The following is a 20,168-nucleotide window of genomic DNA, read 5'->3' as shown; positions in this document are numbered from 1 at the left end:
CAGATGCACCACTACCAGAAGCAGACCAAGAAACCCGCTTAAGAATTAGCGGTGTGAGCCGCTTTCTTTTGCCTACTTTTCTTTGCGGCCGGTGTTTAGACCGGAGACATAGGTAACAGATGTGCGGAGACATGGGTAACACATGATCCGCTCATTCCTGCTGGTTCAGGTTGATGGTTCCGAAGCGGTGATGCGCAAAAAACAGGTCGTAGCAGTTCTCTTCATCGACGCGCGCGCGGATGGCCACGGGCAGGTTCTGCAATGCATTTGATACCTTGAATCGCCGGTTCCTGAAGCGTAGTTCGCCGTTCCACTTCACGCACTGCACGTGATCGTTTTCGCCGTACTCGATTGGCGGCAGGATCTCCGGATAGGCGCGCGGACTCGGTCGATAACGCGTAACCGGGGTCGCCATGTCCAGCGCCTGATGTGGGCGCTGATGGTTGTAGACCGTGCGCCACTCATCGAACGCCTGCTGCGCGCTGGACAGATTCCTGAAGTGGCGTCCGGCGATCACCTCGGCCTTCAGCGTGCGGTGAAACCGCTCCTCCTTGCCGTTGGTCTGCGGATGCGCCACGCGGCTGTGTGACAGGCGCACACCCAGCCGGATGAGCCAGATGGCCAGTTCGGTCAACTGGCCCGGCTGGCTGGGGCTGCCCCACGGCGAACCGTTGTCCGCGTTGATGCGCCGCGGCAGCCCATAGCGGCGGAAGGTGCGCTGCAGATGATGCTGCACGATCCGGGTGTCGGTGCGAATGCAGGCATCGAGCGTCACGTTGTAGCGCGAATGATCGTCCAGCAGGGTCAGGGGCGAACAGTGGCGGCCGTCCTGCAGGTCGAACCAGCCCTTGAAATCCATCTGCCAGAGATCGTTGGGCTGTGCATGCTCGAAGCGCTGCCAGGCCGTGGCGGCCTCGGAGGCAGCCGGGTCGATGAGCCCGTGACGATGCAGGATGTCCGTCACGGTACTCGGGGCCGGCACGTCCCTGTGGCCCAGGTCGCACAGACGCCGGCTGATCTTGCGTCCACCCCAGGCGGGGTGTGCCCGCCGCAGTTCGACTACCTGCTGCTCGACTGACGGTGGCGTGCGCGCCGGATTCTGCAGGGGGCGGCGCGAGTGATCTGTCAGCGCGGCAACGCCGCCCTGCGCGTGGCGCTCAAGCCACTTGTAGCCGGTCTTCGGACTGATGCCAAAGCGCCGGCACAGGTCGCGACGGTTGGCGCCTTCCTGCAAGGCCAGATGGACGAATTCCAGACGCAGATTCATGGTGTCTCTCGGATTCCAGGGCATGACCGGCTCCAGGCAATTCGCTCGCCAAGAGTGTTACCCATGTCTCCGTACACCCGTTACCTATGTCTCCGGTCCATACACGGCCGGCAAAGAAAAGTAGGTGCCGCCCCGCACAGGGGCAACCCACGCAAACCACAAGAGAAAAAAAGAAATCAAACCACTTCAACCTGCCCACCGGCAACCACCCTCCCCCGATACCAAACAAAATAAACAACAAACAACGCAACAACAAACGGCACCCCAATCACCAACGTCAACCTGAACTCCCGAGTAAACCAGGTAGTCACAAGCGCAGCGACCATCAACCCAGCCCCAAGCAACGAAGTAAAAGGAAACCCCCACATCCGAAACGCCAGCGACTCCTTCGCATGAACGCGCCGAAAAAACAGATGCGTAACAAAGATCATCAACCAGGTAAACATCGCCCCAAACATAGAGACGGACATCATCAAAACAAACGAAGCATCCGGATAAACCACATTCAGCACGGTAGCGAGAGCAATCCCGATAGTAGAAAGCCACAAAGCCGCAACCGGCACCCCCTTGGCACTCAAGGCGCCAAGCCGCCGAGGCGCATACCCTGCTCGCGAAAGCGAGAACATCATCCGGGTAGTGATATAGAGCTGACTATTCATCGCAGACAAGGCAGCAACCAGAATCACGAAGTTAATCACCCCAGCCGCCCCCGGCACATGCGTCGCCGCCATCACACGCACGAACGGACTCTCATCGGTCCCAGCCGCATTCCACGGCACGATAGCGAGCATCAACGCCAGCGTGAGCAGATAAAAGAACACCAACCGGAACATCGTCGCCCGAAACGCCTGGGTAATGGCCTTCTGCGGATCGCGCGCCTCGCCTGCCGCAACGGCGATCATCTCGATGCTGAGGTAACTGAAGATCGACACGATGACGGCAACCCACGTCCCCCACATGCCTTTAGGAAAGAACCCGCCATGTGAAGAATAGTTACCGAACCCGATCGGCGACCCTGCCGGCGCACCAAAAACCACATACGCCCCAAGCAGAATAAACCCGACGATCGCCACGATCTTCAGCATCGAAAACACATACTCGACTGCGCCGAACACCTTCACGCTGACCGAATTGACGCCGATCAGGGCAGCCGAAAACCCCACGATCCAATACCACCCAGGCACCGCGGGAAACCAGTACTTCATATAGACGGCGATCGCCGTCACCTCGGTCCCCACGGCGAAGACGATGGACGACCAATACGCGTAGCGCACCAGAAACCCGGCCCACGGCGCGATATAGTGCTCCGCATACGCCCCGAACGAACCCGAAGTCGGATGCGCAACCGTCATCTCCGCCAGACACCCCATCAGCAGCAACGCGATCAGCGCGCCGATCGCATAGCTCACCAGCACGCTCGGCCCGGCAAATCCGATCGCGAATCCGCTGCCGAGAAAGAGCCCGGTCCCAATCGCTCCACCAATCGCGATCATCGACAACTGCCCCGTCGATAACCCGCGGTGCAATCCCTTCTCGCGTTCGACAATCGTGTCGAAGCCTCGCTGCTCTTGCGTCATTTCGTGTCTCCTCCTGGTTGCGCCCGCGTGTCTTGCACGCGCGCGCCGGTGTCGCGCTGTCGTGTTGCCGTTATTCGTCGAGCCGCGGCGCTCGCGTTCCGTTCATGCCCCGCGGCTTCTTCCTGCTCAGGTCACCGACTTGCGTGCCTTGAACGCCTCGGTATTCCACGCGTCGCTCGCAATGATGTCCTTCAGTTGCGCGATGGTGTCCCAGATGTCCACGTAACGCACATACAGCGGCGCAAAACCGAAGCGCAGAATATCCGGCGCGCGGAAGTCGCCGATCACGTTGCGATCGATCAGCGCCTGCATGATCGCGTAGCCTTGCGCATGCGCGAGCGACACCTGGCTGCCACGCTCGTCCGCGTTGCGCGGCGACGCCAGCGTGCAGCCGAGACCCTGCAATTCCTGATCGCTCAGTTCGATGAACAGATTGCCGAGCGCCACGCTTTTCTCGCGCAGCACGTCGAGATCGACGCCGTCGAACGCTTCGAGCGCGCTCTCCAGCGCCAGCACGCCGAGCTGCGGCGCGGTGCCGGTCAACATCCGGTCGATACCCGGATGCGGCGCGTAATCGTGCGTGAACTCGAACGGCTTCGAATGACCATGCCAACCGGTCAGCGGCTGACGCACGGCCTCGATATGGCGCGAGGCCACGAACACGAACGCGGGCGCACCCGGGCCGCCGTTCAGATACTTATAGCCGCAGCCCACCGCGAAGTCGGCGTCGCAGCGGTTCAGGTTCACCGGCATCGCGCCCGCCGAATGGCACAGATCCCACACGATCAGCGCGCCTGCTTCATGCGCCTGACGCGTCACCGCTTCCATGTCGTAGCGCTTGCCGCTCTTGTAGTTCACGTGCGTGAGCGAAACGATCGCGACGCTGTCGTCGATCGCGCCGACGATCTCGTCCGGATCGACGCAGCGCAATTCGCAGCCGGTCATCTCGGCGACGCTCTGCGCGATATACACATCGGTCGGGAAATTGGTGCGCTCGGCCAGAATCACATTGCGGCCCGGGCGCATGCGCGTGGCGGCCACCAGTACCTTGAACAGATTCACCGAGGTCGAATCGGCGACGATCACTTCGTCCTGCCCCGCGCCGATCAACCTGGCGATCTTGTTGCCGGTGCGTTGCGGCGCCGGGTACCAGTCGGCGTCGTTCCATGAACGGATCAGGCCATGCGCCCATTCCTGTTTCAAGGCCACCTCGATACGCGCGGGCACATTCGCCGGCATCGCGCCGAGCGAGTTGCCGTCGAGGTAAATCGTGTCCGCCGGCAGATCGAAGCGCGCGCGGCAGTGTGCCAAGGTATCGGCCGCATCGAGCGCGGCGCAGTGTTCCCGGGTGATCATCTGGCTTGTTTCCTGTGATGTCTTGTTGCAATGATTCGATTGAGGCAAAGCAGACGCGACGCGCCGCCTTGCCTGAAACGGTTTAGGCCGCGCTTCAGTTCGCGCTCTGGTCTGTGCTTCAGACCGCGCTCGCGACACTGACCGGCAGATCGAAGAACCGCTGCGCATTCGCGCCGAGAATCTTCGTCTTCGCGGTCTCGCTCAACCGCGGATGCCGCGCGACGAGATCGCCGATCTTCTGCTCGCCGAGCGGGAACGGATAGTCGGAGCCGAGCAGCACGTGGTCCTCGCCCATCGTGTCGACCAGCAGACGCAGCGCGCCTTCGTCGAACACCGCGCTATCCACGTGAAAGCGGTCCAGATACGACACTGGCGGATGCGGGCAATCCTCGCGCACGATATCGCGCTGTTCCCACGCGTTCTGCACGCGGCCGAGCAGGAACGCGAAGCTGCCGCCGCCATGCGCGAAACACAGCTTGAGCGTTGTCGGAATCCGCTCGAATGCGCCCGAGAGAATCAGCGACACCATGCTCAGTTGAGTTTCCGCCGGCATCGCGACGAGCCACGGCAGCATCCACTTCTTCATGCGGCCGTCGGTCATCATGTCCCACGGATGCACCAGCACCGGAATACCGTCGTTCGCGCAGTGCGTGAGGAAGGTCACGAGATGTTCGTCGTCGAGATCGCGCGGGCCGAGGTGGTTGCCTATCTGCACGCCGCGATGCCCGGCGCGATGCGCACGGCTCGCTTCGCGGCACGCCAGATCGACGTCCTGCAAGGGCACCTGGGCGAGCGCCATCAACCGTTGCGGCGCGTACGCGCAGAGTTCGAGCGCGCGGTCGTTCATCCGCTCGGCCCAGGCGTGCGCGGCGGCCGCGTCATGGCGATAGCCGAACATCACCGGCGTCGCGCACATCAACTGGATGTCGACGCCGAGCGCGTCCATTTCGGCGATCCGCAGCGCCGGGTCCCACAGCGCGCGATACACCGGGCGAAAACTCTTCTCGCCGGTCATGATCATGCCGCGTTCGCCGTCCGCGTCGATCTTCAGCCACGGCGCGTTGTCCGCGTCCAGGCGCGCGGCCTCTTCCCGCGTGATCGGCGGAAAGAAGTGGGAATGCATGTCGATTCGAAGTGTCATCGTGATTCTGTCGGGTATCGATTGAGTCAGGCGGCCTTGCCGGGATGGACATGACCGCAATGCGCGCAGCGGCGCTGTTCCTCGGACGCGTAGAACGCGTTGAACAGCGGCGGCAGATCGTTGACGATGCTCTTCAACTGCACCTCGACGCGATGCACGAGCCCGCCGCAGTGATCGCAATACCATTCGAAGCCGTCCAGCACGCCCGCCGGACGTTGCCGCTCGATCACGAGGCACACGCTGCCCGCCTCCGGACGCTGCGGCGAATGGCGCACGTGCGGCGGCAACAGAAACACGTCCCCTTCCTTCAGATCGACGCGCTCGGGTTTGCCGTCGACCCACAGATTCAGATACGCGTTGCCGCGCATCTGATAGAAGAACTCCTCCAGCGGATCGTCGTGATAATCGGTGCGGTGATTCGGTCCACCCACCACCGTGACGATGAAGTCGCTGTCCTGCCAGACCTGCTGGTTGCCGACGGGCGGCTTCAGCAGATGGGCGTGATCGTCGATCCAGCGTTGGAAATTGAACGGTTTGCCGTACGTGAGCATGGCTGTCTCTAATCTGGTTTTTGTGCGCGCGGGGCGGGCCTAGCGTTTCGGTGCGTACGCAACCGCCTTCATCTCGATCAACAGATGCGGATGCGGCAATTGATGCACGGCGACCGTGGTGCGGGTCGGGCCGGTTTCGTCGAAGTACTCGCCGTACACGGCGTTGTAGCCGCCGAAGTCGTTCATGTTGACGAGGAACGACGAGATCTCGACGAGGTTCGACAGATCCGCGCCTTCGCTCTGAAGAATATCGCGAATGTTCTCGATCACCACGCGCGTCTGCTCGCGGATATCGAGTTGCACGGTGCCGAGTTCGTCGGCGCTGGCGCCCGCGATCGTATTGTCGGGACGGCGCGAGCTGGTGCCGGACACGAACAGGAAGTCGCCGGCCCGCGTCACGTGCGGAAAGCGGCCGCGCGGTTTCGCCTTGCCGGGCACGACGCGCCCCTGCACCGCGGCTTCGCCTTTCAGTTCAGTTTTTTGTGCGTTGTTCATGACAGTCGATGGGTAGTGAATTCAGTGCTGCCGAGGCCGTTGACCACGCAATGCACGTGCGCGTCGCGCGGCAACGGATGAGCGGCGGTCGCGGCGCCCGCCATGATCAGCGAACCGGCGGGCAGCACGAGGCCGCTCTGTGAAATCAGCCGCGACGCCTGCACGACCGAGCGCAACGGATCGCCGAGAATCGCGGCGGTGGAGCCGGCCTGCACGACGCGGCCGTCGATCCGCATGGTCACGCCCGCATTGCGCAAGCCGTCGAAACGGCGGCTCCACGGACCGACCACGAGCCCCGCCGACGAACAGTTGTCGGCCACCACGTCTTCCAGCGTGAACTTGAAGTCGCGGTAGCGCGAATCGATGATTTCCATCGCGGGCGCGGCGGCTTCCAGATAGCGCGACGCTTCGAGCAGCGTCAGCGGCCGGTCGATCTCGCGGCTCGTCAGAAAGCAGACCTCGGGTTCCACGCGCGGGTGGATGAAGCGGTCGAGCGCAACGCGGCCGCCGTCTTCGTCGAGCATCGCGTCGGTGAGCCAGCCCCAGATCAGGCTATCCACGCCCATCTGGATCATCTTCGCGCGGCTCGTGAAGCCGAGCTTCACGCCGACCATGCTCTCGCCGCGATGAATGCGCCGTTCGATCGACGCGCGTTGAATCGCGTACGCGTCGTCGAGCGAAAACGGCGTGCCGGTGGTGAGTTGCGCGATCGGGTCCGCGTGGCGCGCGGCGTCGTCGATGCGCTCGGCGAGTGCGTCCAGCGAAATCATGCGGCCTCCTGCGCGAGCTCGCGTGCCTTCAGCAGATCCAGCGCGACGTCGACGATCATGTCTTCCTGGCCGCCCACCATGCGCCGCTTGCCCAGTTCGACCATGATCTCGAACGCCGACAGGCCATATTTGGCGGCCGCCGCTTCCGTGTGGCGCAGGAAGCTCGAATACACGCCCGCGTAACCCAGCGCCAGCGTCTCGCGGTCCACCCGCACCGGCCGCTCCTGCAACGGACGCACGATGTCCTCGGCGGCGTCGATCAGCTTCTTCACGTCGCAGCCGTGATTCAGCTTCATGCGGTCCACCGCGGCGATGAACACTTCGAGCGGCGCATTGCCGGCGCCCGCGCCCATGCCGGTCAACGACGCATCGATGCGGTCGCAACCACGTTCGAGCGCGACGATCGAATTCGCCACGCCGAGCGACAGATTGTGGTGCGCGTGCATGCCGGTCTGCGTGGCGGGATCGAGCACCGCCTTGAACGCGTCGAAACGCTCGGCGACGTCGCGCATGTTCAGCGCGCCGCCCGAATCGACCACGTACACGCACTGCGCGCCGTAGTTCTCCATCAGCTTCGCCTGTTTCGCGAGCGCGTCGGGCGTGGTCATATGCGACATCATCAGGAAGCCGACAGTGTCCATGCCGAGCGAGCGCGCGTACTCGATATGCTGCTTCGAAATATCCGCCTCGGTGCAGTGCGTGGCGATCCGCACCACGCGCGCGCCGGCGTCGTACGCCGCGCGCAGATCGTGCACGGTGCCGATGCCGGGCAACAGCAGCGTGGCGACCTTCGCGCGCTGCACGGTCGCGGCCACCGCCTCGATCCATTCGAGATCGGTGTGCGCGCCGAAACCGTAGTTGAAGCTCGACCCCGACAGACCGTCGCCGTGCGCGACCTCGATGCTGTCCACGCCCGCTTCGTCGAGCGCCCGCGCGATGGCGCGTGCATGGTCCAGCGAATACTGATGGCGGATTGCGTGCATGCCGTCGCGCAGCGTCACGTCCGACACGTAGATTTTCTTGTTGCTATCGCTCATTGCCTTCGTCCTCATGTCCTTGTTTGCGTAGCGACGCCCGGCGTCGCTACGCCGGGCGTCGCTACGCCGCGACGCGGCTGGCCGCGATCTGTTCGGCCGCGGCCAACGCCGCCGACGTCATGATGTCCAGGTTCCCCGCATACGAAGGCAGGTAATGCGCGGCGCCTTCCACTTCGAGAAACACGCTGACCTTCAGTCCCGCGCGGCGCTCGTTCGCGTGCAGCGCAAGCGGATTCGCCGCCGTGTAGCGGTCGAACTGCACGGCCTGCTTCAGGCGATAGCCCGGCACGTAGCTCGCGACCGCCGCCACCATCGCGTGGATCGAGCTTTCGATCTCGTCGGTATCGGCGTTTTCGTCGGTCAGGCAGTACACGGTGTCGCGCATGATCAGCGGCGGCTCGGCCGGATTCATCACGATGATCGCCTTGCCGCGCGCGGCGCCGCCCACCGTTTCGATCGCCTTCGAAGTGGTCTCGGTGAACTCGTCGATATTGGCGCGCGTGCCGGGGCCGGCCGAACGGCTCGCGATCGATGCGACGATTTCCGCATAGCGCACCGGCGCGACGCGCGACACCGCATGCACGATCGGAATCGTCGCCTGGCCGCCGCAGGTCACCATGTTCAGGTTCGGCGCATCGAGATGCGCGAACAGGTTGACCACCGGCACCACGAACGGTCCGATCGCGGCCGGCGTCAGATCGATCACGGTGACGCCGTGCTCGCGCAATACCGCCGCGTGCCGGTGATGCGCGCCGGCCGAGGTGGCATCGAACGCGATGCGGATGTCGCCGAAATCCGGCAGCGCGACCAGACCGTCGATGCCGTTCGCGGTGGTCGGCACGCCGAGCCGCTCGGCGCGCGCGAGGCCGTCCGAGGCCGGGTCGATGCCGACCATCGCGCCCATCTTCAGATGCTTCGCGTGGCGCAGCACCTTGATCATCAGATCGGTGCCGATATTGCCGGAGCCGATGATGGCGACGGCCTGTTTGTCCTGTTGAGTTTGATCGAGCATGGCGTTTCCGGTCACGACTGCGCGTTGGAATGGTGGGCGAAACTCGCGCTCACGGAGCCGAGTCCTTCGATATGGGCGGTGAACACGTCGCCTGCATTGACGGCCGCCATGGGACCGAGCGCGCCGGTCAGCACGATGTCGCCGGCTTGTAGCGGCGCGCCGACGCGCGTCATCGTGTTGGCGAGCCACACCGCCGCGTACAGCGGATTGCCGAGACAGGCCGCGCCGACGCCGACGCTCACCTGGTCGCCGCGCCGTTCCATCACCATCCCGCACTGGATCGCGTCGAACGCGTCGAGTTTGACGGGGCGGTTGCCGAGTACGAACAGGCCGCTCGATGCGTTGTCGGCCACCGTATCCGTCAACCGGATATCCCAGTTGGCGACGCGGCTGCCGACAATCTCGATCGCGGGCAACGCGTAGGCCGTCGCGCCGATCAGGTCGGCTATCGTATGACGCTCGTGCGGCAGATCGCGGCCGAGCACCAGCGCGATCTCCGCCTCCACCTTCGGCTGCTGCGTGCGCGACATGTCGATCTCTTCGCCGTCGGCGATCGACATATCGTCGAACAACATGCCGAAGTCCGGTTGAGCGACGCCGAGTTGCGTCTGCACCGCCTTCGAGGTCAGGCCGATCTTGCGGCCCACGAGACGCCGCCCGCTCGCGAGCTTGCGCTCGGTGTTCAGGCGCTGCACCGCGTACGCCGCTTCCAGCGGATCGCCGCCGAGCGCCTCGATCGCGCCGCGCACCGGCGCGACCGGCACGCCGCTCTGCTGTGCCTGCCACAGCGCCGTCGCGATCTCGAGCGCGGCTTTCAGGTCGACGGTGGTCATGCGATCCTCACGCAAACGTTGGTCAGTTCCGAATAGAAGTCGAGCGAATGACGCCCGCCCTCGCGGCCGATCCCCGACAGCTTGGTGCCGCCGAACGGCGTACGCAGATCGCGCACGAACCACGCGTTGACCCACACGATGCCGGTTTCGATCCGCCGCGCCACGCGATGACCGCGCGCGAGATGCGTGGTCCAGATGCTGGCCGCAAGACCGTACGCGCTGTCGTTCACGCGCTCGATCACTTCGTCTTCGCTATCGAACGGCGCGATGTGGCACACCGGTCCGAAGATTTCTTCCTTCACGCAGCGGGCGTCGTCGGCAAGACCGGTCCAGATGGTCGGCAGCACGAACGCGCCGTGGTCGCGCGCATCGCCGAATTGCGGCGCCTGACCGCCCGTGACGACCGTGGCGCCTTCTTCGACCGCGAGACGGAAATACGACAGCACCTTCTCGCGATGGCCGCGCGAGATCAGCGGCCCCATCGTGGTAGCGGGATCGTCCGGCGCGCCGACGCGCAGCGCCTCGGTCTTCTCCTTCAGCGCCGCGACGAAGCGCTCGAAGATCGGCCGCTCGACATACACGCGCTCGCTGCACAGACACACCTGGCCCGCGTTCGTGAAGCTCGACTTCAGCACGCCGGCGACCGCCTCGTCGAAGTCCGCGTCGGCGAACACCACGGCCGCGTTCTTGCCGCCGAGTTCGAAGGAGATTCCCTTCACGCCGTCGGCGACGGTCTTCATGATCGTGCTGCCGGTGCGCGATTCGCCGGTGAACGTGATGGCGTCGATCTTCGGATGACGCGTCAGGAATTCGCCCGCCGCATTCGGCCCGTGACCGTGGATCAGATTGAACACGCCGCGCGGCAGACCGATGTCGTGCATGACCTCGGCGAGCAGCGTCGCCGAGCCCGGCGTTTCCTCGGAAGGCTTGGCGACCACGCAGTTGCCCATCGCGAGCGCCGGGGCGACTTTCCACGTGAACAACAGCAGCGGCAGATTCCACGGCGAGATGATGCCGACCACGCCGAGCGGTTTGCGCGTCACGTAGTTGATCAGCTCGCTGCCGTCCGCCGCGTGGGTTTCGAAGAACTCGCTGTTGGCCGTGCGGATCAGGTCCGCGAAAGTGCGGAAGTTGGCGATGCCGCGCGCGATGTCGAGCTTGCGCGCCTGCTCGAGCGGGCGGCCGGTGTCCGCGACTTCGGCGGCGACGAATTCGTCGAAACGCGCCTGAATGCCGTCGGCGATCCTGTGCAGCCAGTCGGCGCGCTGCGCCGGCGTGGTGTCGCGCCAGCCGGCGCGCTGCGCGGCCACCGCGGCACGCACGGCGGCGTCGACGGTGGCGGCGTCGGCCTCGCACACCTGCGCGAGTTCGCGGCCGTCGACCGGGCTGATGTTAGCGAAGGTGGCGGCGCTGGCGATGAATTCGCCATCGACGTAATGGCGCAGCAGCGGAACCGCGGAAGATGAGGATTGAGCGCGCTGCGCGGCGGCCGGGATGAAGGTCACGACGTCTCCTGCTCGATTGAAGTATGGGCAGGAGTCTACGGTCGGGGCCGCGCGCGGCGGTAATCAAAGATTGGACGGTGGGTATGCTAAAGGGGAATACCAGAAACGGGCCGCCGGATACGCTGCCGGCGGCCCTTACAGCGGGGTATCGACGGCCGGCGCGGCCACGCTGACCGCCTCGCGCAGGCACGCGACGAAAGCCTGGCACGCGGCGCTCTGCTCCTTGTGCGTGCGCACCGAAAAACCGACCGTGCCGAATGAGCCGGTTTCCGGCAGATCGAGAATCCGCAGCAGACCCGCATCCTCGAATTGCTGCGCCGCGGCGCGCGGCATCAGCGCGATGCGCGGCGTGTCGAGCAGCAAGCCGATATTCGTGAGCAGCGACAACGACTCGACGATATCGGTAGGCAGCGGCAGACCGGCCGCGCGAAACAGATGCTCCGCCGAGAGGCGCGCGGGCGAATCGGGCGTCGGCAGAATCCATGGCGAGCCGACCAGCTCCGACAGATGCGTGACGCCCGCCGGCGCCGGGCCGTAGCCCTTGCCGACCACCGCGCACAGCGACTCGTCGAACAGCGCCTCGTGCGTCAGCGGAAACGCGCTGGCGATCGGCAGTTCGCGCTCCGGCAGACGACCGACCACGATGTCCAGATCGCCGGTGGCGAGCGCCGGGAACAGATGGGCGGTGGTGCCCTCGCGCACCGTCACCAGCACGTTCGGCGTGCGCGCCTTGAGCATCGCGATGGCCGTGGGCAACAGCCGCGCCGACGCCGAGATCAGCGTGCCGACGATCACATGGCCGCTGGTGCCGAGGCGGAAATCGTTCAGCTCGTCGGTCATATAGCGCAGCTCGGCCATCAGCGACTTGACACGCCGCCCGAGCAGCAGGCCGAGATCGGTGGGCACCACGCCGCGATTCGAGCGCGCGAACAACGCGCCGTCGAAGCAGGATTCGAGTTCGTGAATGACCTTGGTCACGGCCGGTTGCGTCAGACGCATTTCGTTGGCCGCGCGCACGACCGAACGGGTCTCCAGCACGCGTTCGAAGATCATGAGCTGATTGAGCTTCAGCTTGCGGATCAGGGAGATCTCGCTGAGCGGATTGGATTGCATGGCGAAGGAGTGCGGAAATCGACGATTCGCGATGGTAACAGCACGCGGCAGGCAGGCCGATCCGGGCCACTCCCTGGCGATCGGCGCCGGCGCACCGGTGGGGCGCACCTGCTGGGCACACCTATTGCTCGACTCCGCACGCCGGCACACAAGCGTCAAAGCACAACCGGACTCTCCGTGCTCGCGACGCGTCGCCGTTCTTCAATCCAGCAATCCATCGGTGGGAGGCCCCATGCTTCGATACGCTGTCATCTTCTTCATCATCGCGATCATCGCCGCGGTATTCGGTTTCGGCGGCATTGCCGCCGGCGCGACGGAAATCGCCAAGGTGCTGTTCTTCATCTTCGTGGTGATCTTCCTCGTCACCTTGCTGATGGGCGTGATGCGGCGCTGAAGGCGGCGCTTGCGTCCGCGTTCGCAACGGCGATGCGAGGTTGATGTCGCCGATGCGGATGCGCGAGGCCCCGCCGCGGGCAGCGGCTCGTTGCAATGCGCGTTGCAATAGTTGCCACGATTCATTGCAATAGTTGCTGGCCGCGGCGGGGTTTTCTTATGCGGTTTTTTCTTGTGCAGTTTTTTTGCTGCTTTTTTTGCTGCTTTTTTTCCTGCATCGGCTCCCGCGGTTCGTGGAGCCTTCCCGATTCGATGTCCCTTCCCTAACTCGCCGCCGCGAGCATCGGCTCGCTGTCGCGCTGACCGAGATGCCACTCCTCGCGTAAAAACGTCAGCAGTGTCCGCACGGCCGCCGCGTGCGCGCCCGGCACCTCGCGCATGAAGAGACCGAAGTCCGCGGTAGGCGCCTCAGGCAAACCATCGGCCTGACCGAGCACGCGCATCGACTCCGCGCGGATATTGCCGTCGAGCAGCACCGATACGCCCAGCCCCGCCTCCACCGCCGATTGCACCGCCGGCAAACTGGTGCTCGTGCACACGATCCGCCACGCGATCTCCGCGCGGCGCAACGCCGTCAGCACGAGTTGCTGCCATAGACACGCACCACCGAACGCGACCACCGGCAACGGCATCCGCGCATCGCGCACGAAGCCGCGCGCGCCGACCCAGAAGAGCGGCTGGGTCCACGTGAGCAGCGGCGTCGCGTCGACGAGCGCGGGATCGCCGACCACGACATCGAGCGCGCCCTCCGCGAGTCGCGTCGATAACACTTCGCTGCTGTCGACCACGATCTCCAGCGCGACCTGCGGATTCGCGCTCGAAAACCGCTGCAACGCTCGCGGCAAACGCCCCACCGCGATATCTTCGAGCAGCCCGAGTCGCACGGTGCCGGACACCAGACCCGCGCTCAATGCGCGCCGCGCGTCGGCGCCCGCACCGAGGATGGTGTGCGCGTACGGCAGCAACAGATGCCCGGCCTCGGTGAGTTGCACGCCGCGCGGCGAGCGGTCGAGCAAGCGCACGCCCAGCTCCTCCTCGAGACGGCGCAGTTGCATGCTGACCGCCGCCTGCGTGCGGGAAAGGCGCGCCGCCGCCACGCCCACCGCGCCGGTCTCCGCCACGGTGACGAAGGCGCGCAGCAGACTGCTGTCGAGATCGCGGGTCATCAGATTTCCTGAAGTGGCCATAAGAATTATCAAGTTATCTTAATACCCGGCGCGCCGATAAGATAGCGTTCAGCCACCCGAACGAGCGCGACGACGCAACCTCATGACCATGCAGGACACCACTCTCGAACCCGCGCTGAGCGCTGCTCAGCCCGCTCATCCCTCGCCCGCCGCGCTGAAACCCGCCGGCTCGCCGTGGGCCGTGCTGCTGTGCGTGCTGTCGATGTCGAGCGTGCAGTTCGGCGCCGCGCTCTCCGCGCCGACCATGGCGCGCTACGGCTCGCTGAGTACCACATGGCTGCGCCTGAGCTGGGCGGCGATCGTGCTGCTCGTGCTGGTGCGCCCGCGTCTCACGCGGTATTCACGCGCGCACTGGTTCGCCGCCGGTGCGCTGGGCGCGGCGATGGCGGGCATGACGCTGTGTTTCTTCGCGGCCCTGCAGCGGATTCCATTGGGGCTGGCCGTCGCGATCGACTTTCTCGGGCCGCTCGCGGTGGCCACCTTCGCGGTGCGCCGTGCGCGTGCGTTGCTGTGGCCGGCGCTGGCCATCGCGGGCGTGTTGCTGCTGTCGCGCGATCGCGGCGGCTGGATCGGCGAACCGCTCGGCGTGCTGCTCGCGTGCGACGCGGCGCTCGGCTGGGGCAGCTATATCGTGTTGATGAAAAAGACCGGCGCGCTGTTCGCGGGACTCGAAGGACTCTCGGTGTCCCTGCTCGCCGCCGCGTTGATCGCCGCGCCGTTCGGCCTCGCGCAAAGTGCCGGGCATCCCGCGGTCGCGCAGATCGCCGCCACCGCGGGGCTCGCGTTGCTGGTGCCGCTGTTGCCGTATGCGCTCGAAATGGTGGCGTTGCGGCACATGCCGGCGGCGTCGTTCGGGATACTGATGAGTGTCGAGCCGGCGATCGGCGCGCTTGCCGGTTTCGTGGTGCTGCATCAACCGATGGGGGTGTTGCAGATCGCGGGAACGCTGCTGGTCGTTACGGCGAGTGTCGGCGCGGTGGTGGCCGCGCGATAGGGTGAGTGTTGGAAAGCAGCGTTGAAGCGGTGTCGAAGCGAGTGTCGATTCCGGCCGCGAATCCGGCGCTGCGCTACCTCTGGGCTGCCACTGAGGCGCGAAACGCGCGTCGAAGCCGAGCACTCGCACCGCACCGCTCAAGCACCCCTCACGCAATATTCTCCGCTTCGTAAAGCCGCCGCCCGGCCGCATCCTTGACGCCCAGGGTCGGCTGAAAATCGATCGGCCATTCGATGCCGATGTCCGGATCGTTCCACAGCATGCAGCGTTCGAGTTCGGGAAACCAGTACTCGGTCGTCTTCCACAGGCATTCGGCCGCCGGCGAGAGCACCACGAAGCCATGCGCGAACCCGGGCGGCACCCACATCTGCCGATGATTCGCCGCGCTCAGATAGGCGCCGGTCCATTTGCCGAAGCTCGGCGAATTGAGGCGCACGTCGACGGCGACGTCGAACACCTCGCCGACCACCACCCGCATCAGACGACCCTGCGGACGCTGCACCTGATAGTGCAGGCCGCGCAACACGCCGCGCACCGCCCGCAGATGCCGGTCCTGCAAGAACGTGAAATCCTGCGCGACCTCTTCGCTGAACTCGTCCGCGCTGAAGCTTTCGAAGCAGAACCCGAACTCGTCGCAGAACACCTCGGGCTCGATGAGTTTCACCTCCGGCAATGCCGTCGCGATGACCTTGTTGCCCATTACCGCTGTACTCGTAAAAAACCTGCGCTAACCTTCGCCGCTAAGCCTCACTCGTTACCCGGCTGCGCGCGCGATACTCGGTGGGCGACAGCGCCATCCGTTTTCGAAAGATCTTCGCGAGACGATCGCCATTACCGGTGCCGCTGCGGCGGGCGATCTTGTCCACCGGCAATTCGGTTTCGGTCAGGAAGTTGCAGGCAATCCGTAACCGCACCTGTAACAGATAGTCGGACGGCGTGAGTTGCATCTCATGCTTGAAGCGCCGCAGAAAATTGCGCTCGCTCATCGCGGCGACCTGCGCGGCGTCGGCAACCGATACTGGACGATCGCAGTTCGCCTCCATCCAGCGCGCGGCCGCACGGATCTTCTCGGCGACGCTGAGCGTGCCGCCCTCCGCGGGCAGCGGCACCCAGGTTGCCGCCATGCCCGGCATCACGCGATCGGCGACACTGCGCGCGAGTTCCGCGCCCAGATCGCGTTTGATGAACATCAGCGCGCTGCGTGCGCAGTCATTGCGGTCGTTCGCGTTGCCGAATGCACGGTCCGACACTGCGCCGTGCGCGAGACCATTCAGCGGCGGCGTGTCGGACTCGCTGGGCCGCACCGCGTCCAGCACCAGACGGCCCTCGCCGATCGTTTCGATGGTCCGGGTGCGCGATTGCACGGAACGCAGCCAGTTCAGCAAACGCTCGTCGCGCGCGGCGGCCTGCGCGCCCTGACCACCGGCGATGAACAGCACGTCGAAGCCGTTGCCGTAACGCGTGTCGATCCGGTCGGTCCAGATGCGCACCGACGATGAACTGGCGACGCTGCCGCCGTCCATCGACAAAAATTGCACTTCGTAAGGTGGTTCCTCGCCAGCGGGCGAACCCGACAGTTCATTGGCGGTCTGGAACATTTCGATCACGGTGCCAGGCCCTAACAGCCAGAACCCGTCGAACAGCAATACGCCAATTCGCCGCGCCGCGGTGCGCACATTCAAGGCAGGCGACTGTAACCAGGTGATCCTCGCAGAATCCAGATGCATGTGCGGCATGATTCTTCCTCAAACTGTCGTGCATTGTCGACCCCGCCGCTCCGCTAGCCCCTCACACCGGCAACCCATGTTATTAAAAGAAAGAAACCGCCGATAACGCCGCTTAACGGATTAATCGTGATGTTAGCGGAATGCTTCGCTATAGTAAATTTGAAAAACAAATCTTCATCGAAAAAGGCCATGTATGAAGATAAATCTTATCCGGCGTTTCATATGAAACGCGAAGCTCCACCTCACGGCGCTTACGGCCTCACAGCGCGTTCAAAAACGTTTCAAACCTGAACACCGGACTTCGCAAATAATGAGTTTCAATGGCCTTTTTTATTCGCAAAGCGGGAAGTTTTCCATTCGTTCGCCGATTCATCCCCGTTAATTTCCTCGATTATCTGGCGACGCATTTCGGCGGGATTTTCTGGCACGATTAAAAACGTTTCTATTCTGAAACATCGAAGTTGTATTACGTCTGACTTAAGCGCGCGATAAAGCATTTATCCGCCACGGGGTCAGGCGCTTGCACCTCGCGAAATGCGCACGCTCGTGCGGCTCCTTAAACAAAGTTTCATCCGCTGATCGTGCACTTTAAGACTCGTCTAAGGAACGCGGCGCCATAATCCGCGGACCGTGACAGCCGCAAGGAGCATCGCCATGACACGCCCCATGAACATCGAGAAGGTCAACGAGTACGGACACAACGCGGTTCGTATCGACATCGAGGGCCGCGCCGTTCTGCTCGACGCGTCCGATCTGGACGCCGTGATCGAACACCTCAGCGCACTGCGCGCGATGATGCGCCCCGAAGTGCCCAAGACACCGGTGCGCACGCATCAATATGTGATCGAAGTCGATCCATGCTGGCACACCGAGAAGCATCCGCTGCACGACGGCGCGATGCTGTTCCTGCGTCATTCGGGACTCGGGTGGGCCGGTTTCGCCTTGCCCGTCGAAAGTCTCGCGCAGATGCATCACGCGTTGTCCCGGCATCTGGAAGCATCGCTCGACGTGCAGCACGGCATGCTGAACTGACGACACGCCACGACGCGCATCGTGCCGCGTTCGTCGCGACGTTTGTTGCACCGCTCGTTGCACAGCTTGTCGCACAGCTCGTTGCATAGCTTGTTGCAACTCACGCAGCACAGCGTTTCAGAATCCACGCTCCACACGCCGCGCATCCCGCCTATACTTCGGCCCAGCCGCGTGGCAGCGGCTACTTTCATTCAAGTCTCTTTCCGTAGCGCGGCTCCGTCCGCGCTCTTTTTTTGCCCACTCATTTAGTCATCCGTATATTTTGCGAGATGGCCGACAGCTAGACGTCAGCCTCGCTTCATGAACATTTCATAAAATTAAAAAAGACTTAATCCACCTAGCTGTCCGGTTTTACTCGCGATCGCCGATGATGCATCCCATCGCCCTTCTCTACTGTTCCAACATGAACCAGCTACAAGCGATGCGTGTCTTCACCCGCGTAGTCGATCTCGCCAGCTTCAATCTCGCGGCCCGTCAGCTAGGCATGTCCGCGGCAGCGGTCACGCGCAGCGTCGGCACGCTGGAAGCGCATCTGAACATGCGTCTGTTGAACCGCACCACGCGCAGTCTGTCGCTGACCGACGTGGGCCGCGAATACCTCGACGGTTGCCGCGCGATCATCGAAAAGCTCGACGAGATGGAATCGAATCTGCTGGAGACCACGCGCGATCCGCAAGGCACGCTGCGTATCGCCACGCCCATGACCTTCGCGAGCGCCGGCCTCGGCGCATTGCTCGCCGCATACCGCGTGCTGCATCCGCGCGTGGACTTCGACGTCACGACGTTCGACACGCATATCGATCTGGTGGAAGGCGGCTTCGACGTGTGTTTCTCCGACGACCGGCGCCTGACCAACTCCACCCTGGTAAGCCGCACGCTGACGAGCGTCGACGAAATCACGGTGGCGTCCCCCACTTATCTGGCGCGCAACGGCACGCCGCGCGATCCGTCCGCGCTGAACCGTCACGGCCTGCTGACGGTGTCCGACGGCACGTCGCGCGCGTGGGAATTCAGCGACGCCGACGGCGTATATCGCGTGAACACCGGCAGCGCGCTTACCGCGACCAGCAGCGCGATGGTGCGCGTGGCCGCGTTGAGCCACATGGGTATCGCACTGCTGCCGCAGCCGATCATCGCCGACGATCTCGCGCGCGGCGCGCTTGTGCCGGTGCTCGAACAGTTCGAGATCAACGGCGGTCCGCGACAGATCTCGATTCTCTATTCCGGCCGCAACTATCTGTCGATGCGCGTGCGCAGCTTCATCGATTTCGCGGTCGCCCAGTATCGCGCGCCGGATCGTCAGGTCGCGTTGCGCGCCGTGGCCTGACGCGGGCGCGCATCATGCCCAGAATCCTGACGATCGAAGACGATCAATTGATTGCCGACGACATCGTGCGCACGCTCAGCGCCAGCGGCTTCTCCGTCGAGGTCGCGCGCACCGGCCGCGAAGGCATGGCGAAAGTGATGGCGGGCGACTACGACGTCGTCACGCTCGATCGCATGCTGCCCGATCTCGACGGCCTCACCATCGTCGCGACGATGCGCGGCGTCGGCATGGAAACGCCGGTGCTGGTGATGAGCGCGATGTCCGACGTGGATCAGCGCATTCAAGGTCTGCGCGCGGGCGGCGACGACTATCTGACCAAGCCCTTCTCGCCCGAGGAGATGTTCGCGCGCATCGAAGTGTTGCTGCGGCGCCGCCCGCGTCACGCGAAAGCCGAAACCCTGCTGCGCAGCGGCGCGCTCGAACTCGACCTCGTACGCCGCAAGGTGATGCACCGGCAACGCGAACTCGATCTGCAGCCGACCGAATTCCGCGTGCTCGAATTCATGATGCGTCACACCGGCCAGGTGCTCACACGCACGATGATTTTCGAGGCCGTGTGGGGTTGCCGTTTCGATCCGGGGACGAACCTGATCGACGTGCACGTCGGCCGCTTGCGCAAGAAAGTCGAGATGCCCGGCGAACGGCCGCTGATCCGCACGATACGCGGCTCGGGCTATCTGTTCGGCTGACACGTTCCCGCTGTTTCGAGCGACGGACTTTAGCGCTGCATGCAGCGCTAAAGCCGTATTCGCGCGCACGTATCGCATGAGGAAGAGCCGCCGCCGCTTCCTAAAACTAGTTTCATTTGAATAGTCCGCGCCTGTTAGGCCCCGCTCTCCAGAATGCCGGTA

At 64.1% G+C, this 20,168-nt stretch carries 20 protein-coding genes; 5 read left to right on the top strand and 15 right to left on the bottom strand.

Going from position 1 to position 20,168, the window contains the following annotated elements; translation table 11 throughout:
• Nucleotides 1-151 precede the first annotated feature (151 nt).
• From LFL96_RS06880 to LFL96_RS06825, 12 genes are all read right to left on the bottom strand, one after another.
• The gene (locus LFL96_RS06880; RefSeq protein ID WP_280996340.1) at nt 152-1,291 is read right to left on the bottom strand and encodes an IS481 family transposase; all 1,140 of its coding nucleotides are present in this window, start codon (nt 1,289-1,291) and stop codon (nt 152-154) included.
• Between the two features lie 152 nt (nt 1,292-1,443).
• A complete protein-coding gene (locus tag LFL96_RS06875; RefSeq protein ID WP_280999461.1) occupies nt 1,444-2,844 on the bottom strand; it encodes an amino acid permease in 1,401 nt (466 codons plus the stop codon).
• 126 nt (nt 2,845-2,970) lie between these two features.
• Nucleotides 2,971-4,200 carry a kynureninase gene (gene kynU, locus LFL96_RS06870; RefSeq protein ID WP_280999458.1) on the bottom strand — a complete coding sequence of 410 codons (1,230 nt, stop codon included), beginning with the start codon at nt 4,198-4,200 and terminating at the stop codon, nt 2,971-2,973.
• A gap of 118 nt (nt 4,201-4,318) precedes the next feature.
• Nucleotides 4,319-5,341: an amidohydrolase family protein gene (locus LFL96_RS06865; RefSeq protein WP_280999456.1), complete on the bottom strand. Its 1,023-nt coding sequence runs from the start codon at nt 5,339-5,341 to the stop codon at nt 4,319-4,321.
• Between the two features lie 26 nt (nt 5,342-5,367).
• On the bottom strand, nt 5,368-5,892 hold the full coding sequence (locus LFL96_RS06860; protein WP_280999454.1) for a 3-hydroxyanthranilate 3,4-dioxygenase: 525 nt from the start codon (nt 5,890-5,892) through the stop codon (nt 5,368-5,370).
• Between the two features lie 39 nt (nt 5,893-5,931).
• Nucleotides 5,932-6,387 carry a RidA family protein gene (locus LFL96_RS06855; RefSeq protein ID WP_280999451.1) on the bottom strand — a complete coding sequence of 152 codons (456 nt, stop codon included), beginning with the start codon at nt 6,385-6,387 and terminating at the stop codon, nt 5,932-5,934.
• On the bottom strand, nt 6,384-7,157 hold the full coding sequence (locus LFL96_RS06850; RefSeq protein WP_280999449.1) for a fumarylacetoacetate hydrolase family protein: 774 nt from the start codon (nt 7,155-7,157) through the stop codon (nt 6,384-6,386). The genes LFL96_RS06855 and LFL96_RS06850 overlap by 4 nt, the downstream gene beginning before the upstream one ends.
• Nucleotides 7,154-8,194 carry a 4-hydroxy-2-oxovalerate aldolase gene (dmpG, locus tag LFL96_RS06845; protein WP_280999447.1) on the bottom strand — a complete coding sequence of 347 codons (1,041 nt, stop codon included), beginning with the start codon at nt 8,192-8,194 and terminating at the stop codon, nt 7,154-7,156. Before dmpG ends, LFL96_RS06850 begins: the two co-directional genes overlap by 4 nt.
• A gap of 61 nt (nt 8,195-8,255) precedes the next feature.
• A complete protein-coding gene (locus tag LFL96_RS06840) occupies nt 8,256-9,206 on the bottom strand; it encodes an acetaldehyde dehydrogenase (acetylating) (RefSeq protein WP_280999445.1) in 951 nt (316 codons plus the stop codon).
• Nucleotides 9,207-9,217: 11 nt separating this feature from the next.
• Nucleotides 9,218-10,039, bottom strand: a complete 822-nt coding sequence (locus tag LFL96_RS06835) for a fumarylacetoacetate hydrolase family protein (RefSeq protein WP_280999443.1) — start codon at nt 10,037-10,039, stop codon at nt 9,218-9,220.
• Nucleotides 10,036-11,544: a 2-hydroxymuconic semialdehyde dehydrogenase gene (locus LFL96_RS06830; RefSeq protein WP_280999440.1), complete on the bottom strand. Its 1,509-nt coding sequence runs from the start codon at nt 11,542-11,544 to the stop codon at nt 10,036-10,038. The genes LFL96_RS06835 and LFL96_RS06830 overlap by 4 nt, the downstream gene beginning before the upstream one ends.
• A gap of 135 nt (nt 11,545-11,679) precedes the next feature.
• Complete coding sequence (locus LFL96_RS06825; protein ID WP_280999439.1) at nt 11,680-12,657, bottom strand: LysR family transcriptional regulator; 978 nt, start codon at nt 12,655-12,657, stop codon at nt 11,680-11,682.
• A 232-nt stretch (nt 12,658-12,889) separates the two neighbouring features.
• Between LFL96_RS06825 and LFL96_RS06820 the strand changes: the two genes are divergently transcribed.
• A complete protein-coding gene (locus tag LFL96_RS06820) occupies nt 12,890-13,051 on the top strand; it encodes a DUF1328 domain-containing protein (protein ID WP_035551387.1) in 162 nt (53 codons plus the stop codon).
• Between the two features lie 262 nt (nt 13,052-13,313).
• Here the strand turns inward: LFL96_RS06820 and LFL96_RS06815 are convergent, their stop codons facing one another.
• Nucleotides 13,314-14,216 (bottom strand): LysR substrate-binding domain-containing protein, encoded by a 903-nt coding sequence (locus tag LFL96_RS06815; protein WP_280999433.1) that lies wholly within the window; start codon nt 14,214-14,216, stop codon nt 13,314-13,316.
• A gap of 109 nt (nt 14,217-14,325) precedes the next feature.
• On the opposite strand from LFL96_RS06815, the gene LFL96_RS06810 reads away from it, so the two are divergent.
• Complete coding sequence (locus LFL96_RS06810) at nt 14,326-15,231, top strand: EamA family transporter (protein ID WP_281000596.1); 906 nt, start codon at nt 14,326-14,328, stop codon at nt 15,229-15,231.
• A 148-nt stretch (nt 15,232-15,379) separates the two neighbouring features.
• Here the strand turns inward: LFL96_RS06810 and rfbC are convergent, their stop codons facing one another.
• Together rfbC and LFL96_RS06800 are read right to left on the bottom strand one after the other, a co-directional pair.
• Entirely contained in the window at nt 15,380-15,931 is a 552-nt protein-coding gene (rfbC, locus tag LFL96_RS06805; protein ID WP_280999432.1) for a dTDP-4-dehydrorhamnose 3,5-epimerase, read from the bottom strand.
• A gap of 40 nt (nt 15,932-15,971) precedes the next feature.
• A complete protein-coding gene (locus LFL96_RS06800) occupies nt 15,972-16,967 on the bottom strand; it encodes a helix-turn-helix domain-containing protein (protein WP_280999431.1) in 996 nt (331 codons plus the stop codon).
• Between the two features lie 645 nt (nt 16,968-17,612).
• Between LFL96_RS06800 and LFL96_RS06795 the strand changes: the two genes are divergently transcribed.
• The 3 genes from LFL96_RS06795 (at nt 17,613) to LFL96_RS06785 (ending at nt 20,006) form a co-directional block, all read left to right on the top strand.
• Nucleotides 17,613-17,990: a hypothetical protein gene (locus LFL96_RS06795; RefSeq protein WP_280999430.1), complete on the top strand. Its 378-nt coding sequence runs from the start codon at nt 17,613-17,615 to the stop codon at nt 17,988-17,990.
• A 403-nt stretch (nt 17,991-18,393) separates the two neighbouring features.
• Nucleotides 18,394-19,317: a LysR family transcriptional regulator gene (locus LFL96_RS06790; protein WP_280999429.1), complete on the top strand. Its 924-nt coding sequence runs from the start codon at nt 18,394-18,396 to the stop codon at nt 19,315-19,317.
• 14 nt (nt 19,318-19,331) lie between these two features.
• Nucleotides 19,332-20,006 carry a response regulator transcription factor gene (locus LFL96_RS06785; RefSeq protein WP_280999428.1) on the top strand — a complete coding sequence of 225 codons (675 nt, stop codon included), beginning with the start codon at nt 19,332-19,334 and terminating at the stop codon, nt 20,004-20,006.
• The last annotated feature ends 162 nt before the right edge of the window (nt 20,007-20,168 follow it).

The sequence above is a fragment of the Paraburkholderia sp. D15 genome (assembly GCF_029910215.1).
In the GTDB taxonomy this organism is placed as follows: domain Bacteria; phylum Pseudomonadota; class Gammaproteobacteria; order Burkholderiales; family Burkholderiaceae; genus Paraburkholderia.
Note: the sequence above shows the minus strand (reverse complement) of the source record. Positions and strands in the feature narration are given on the sequence as shown.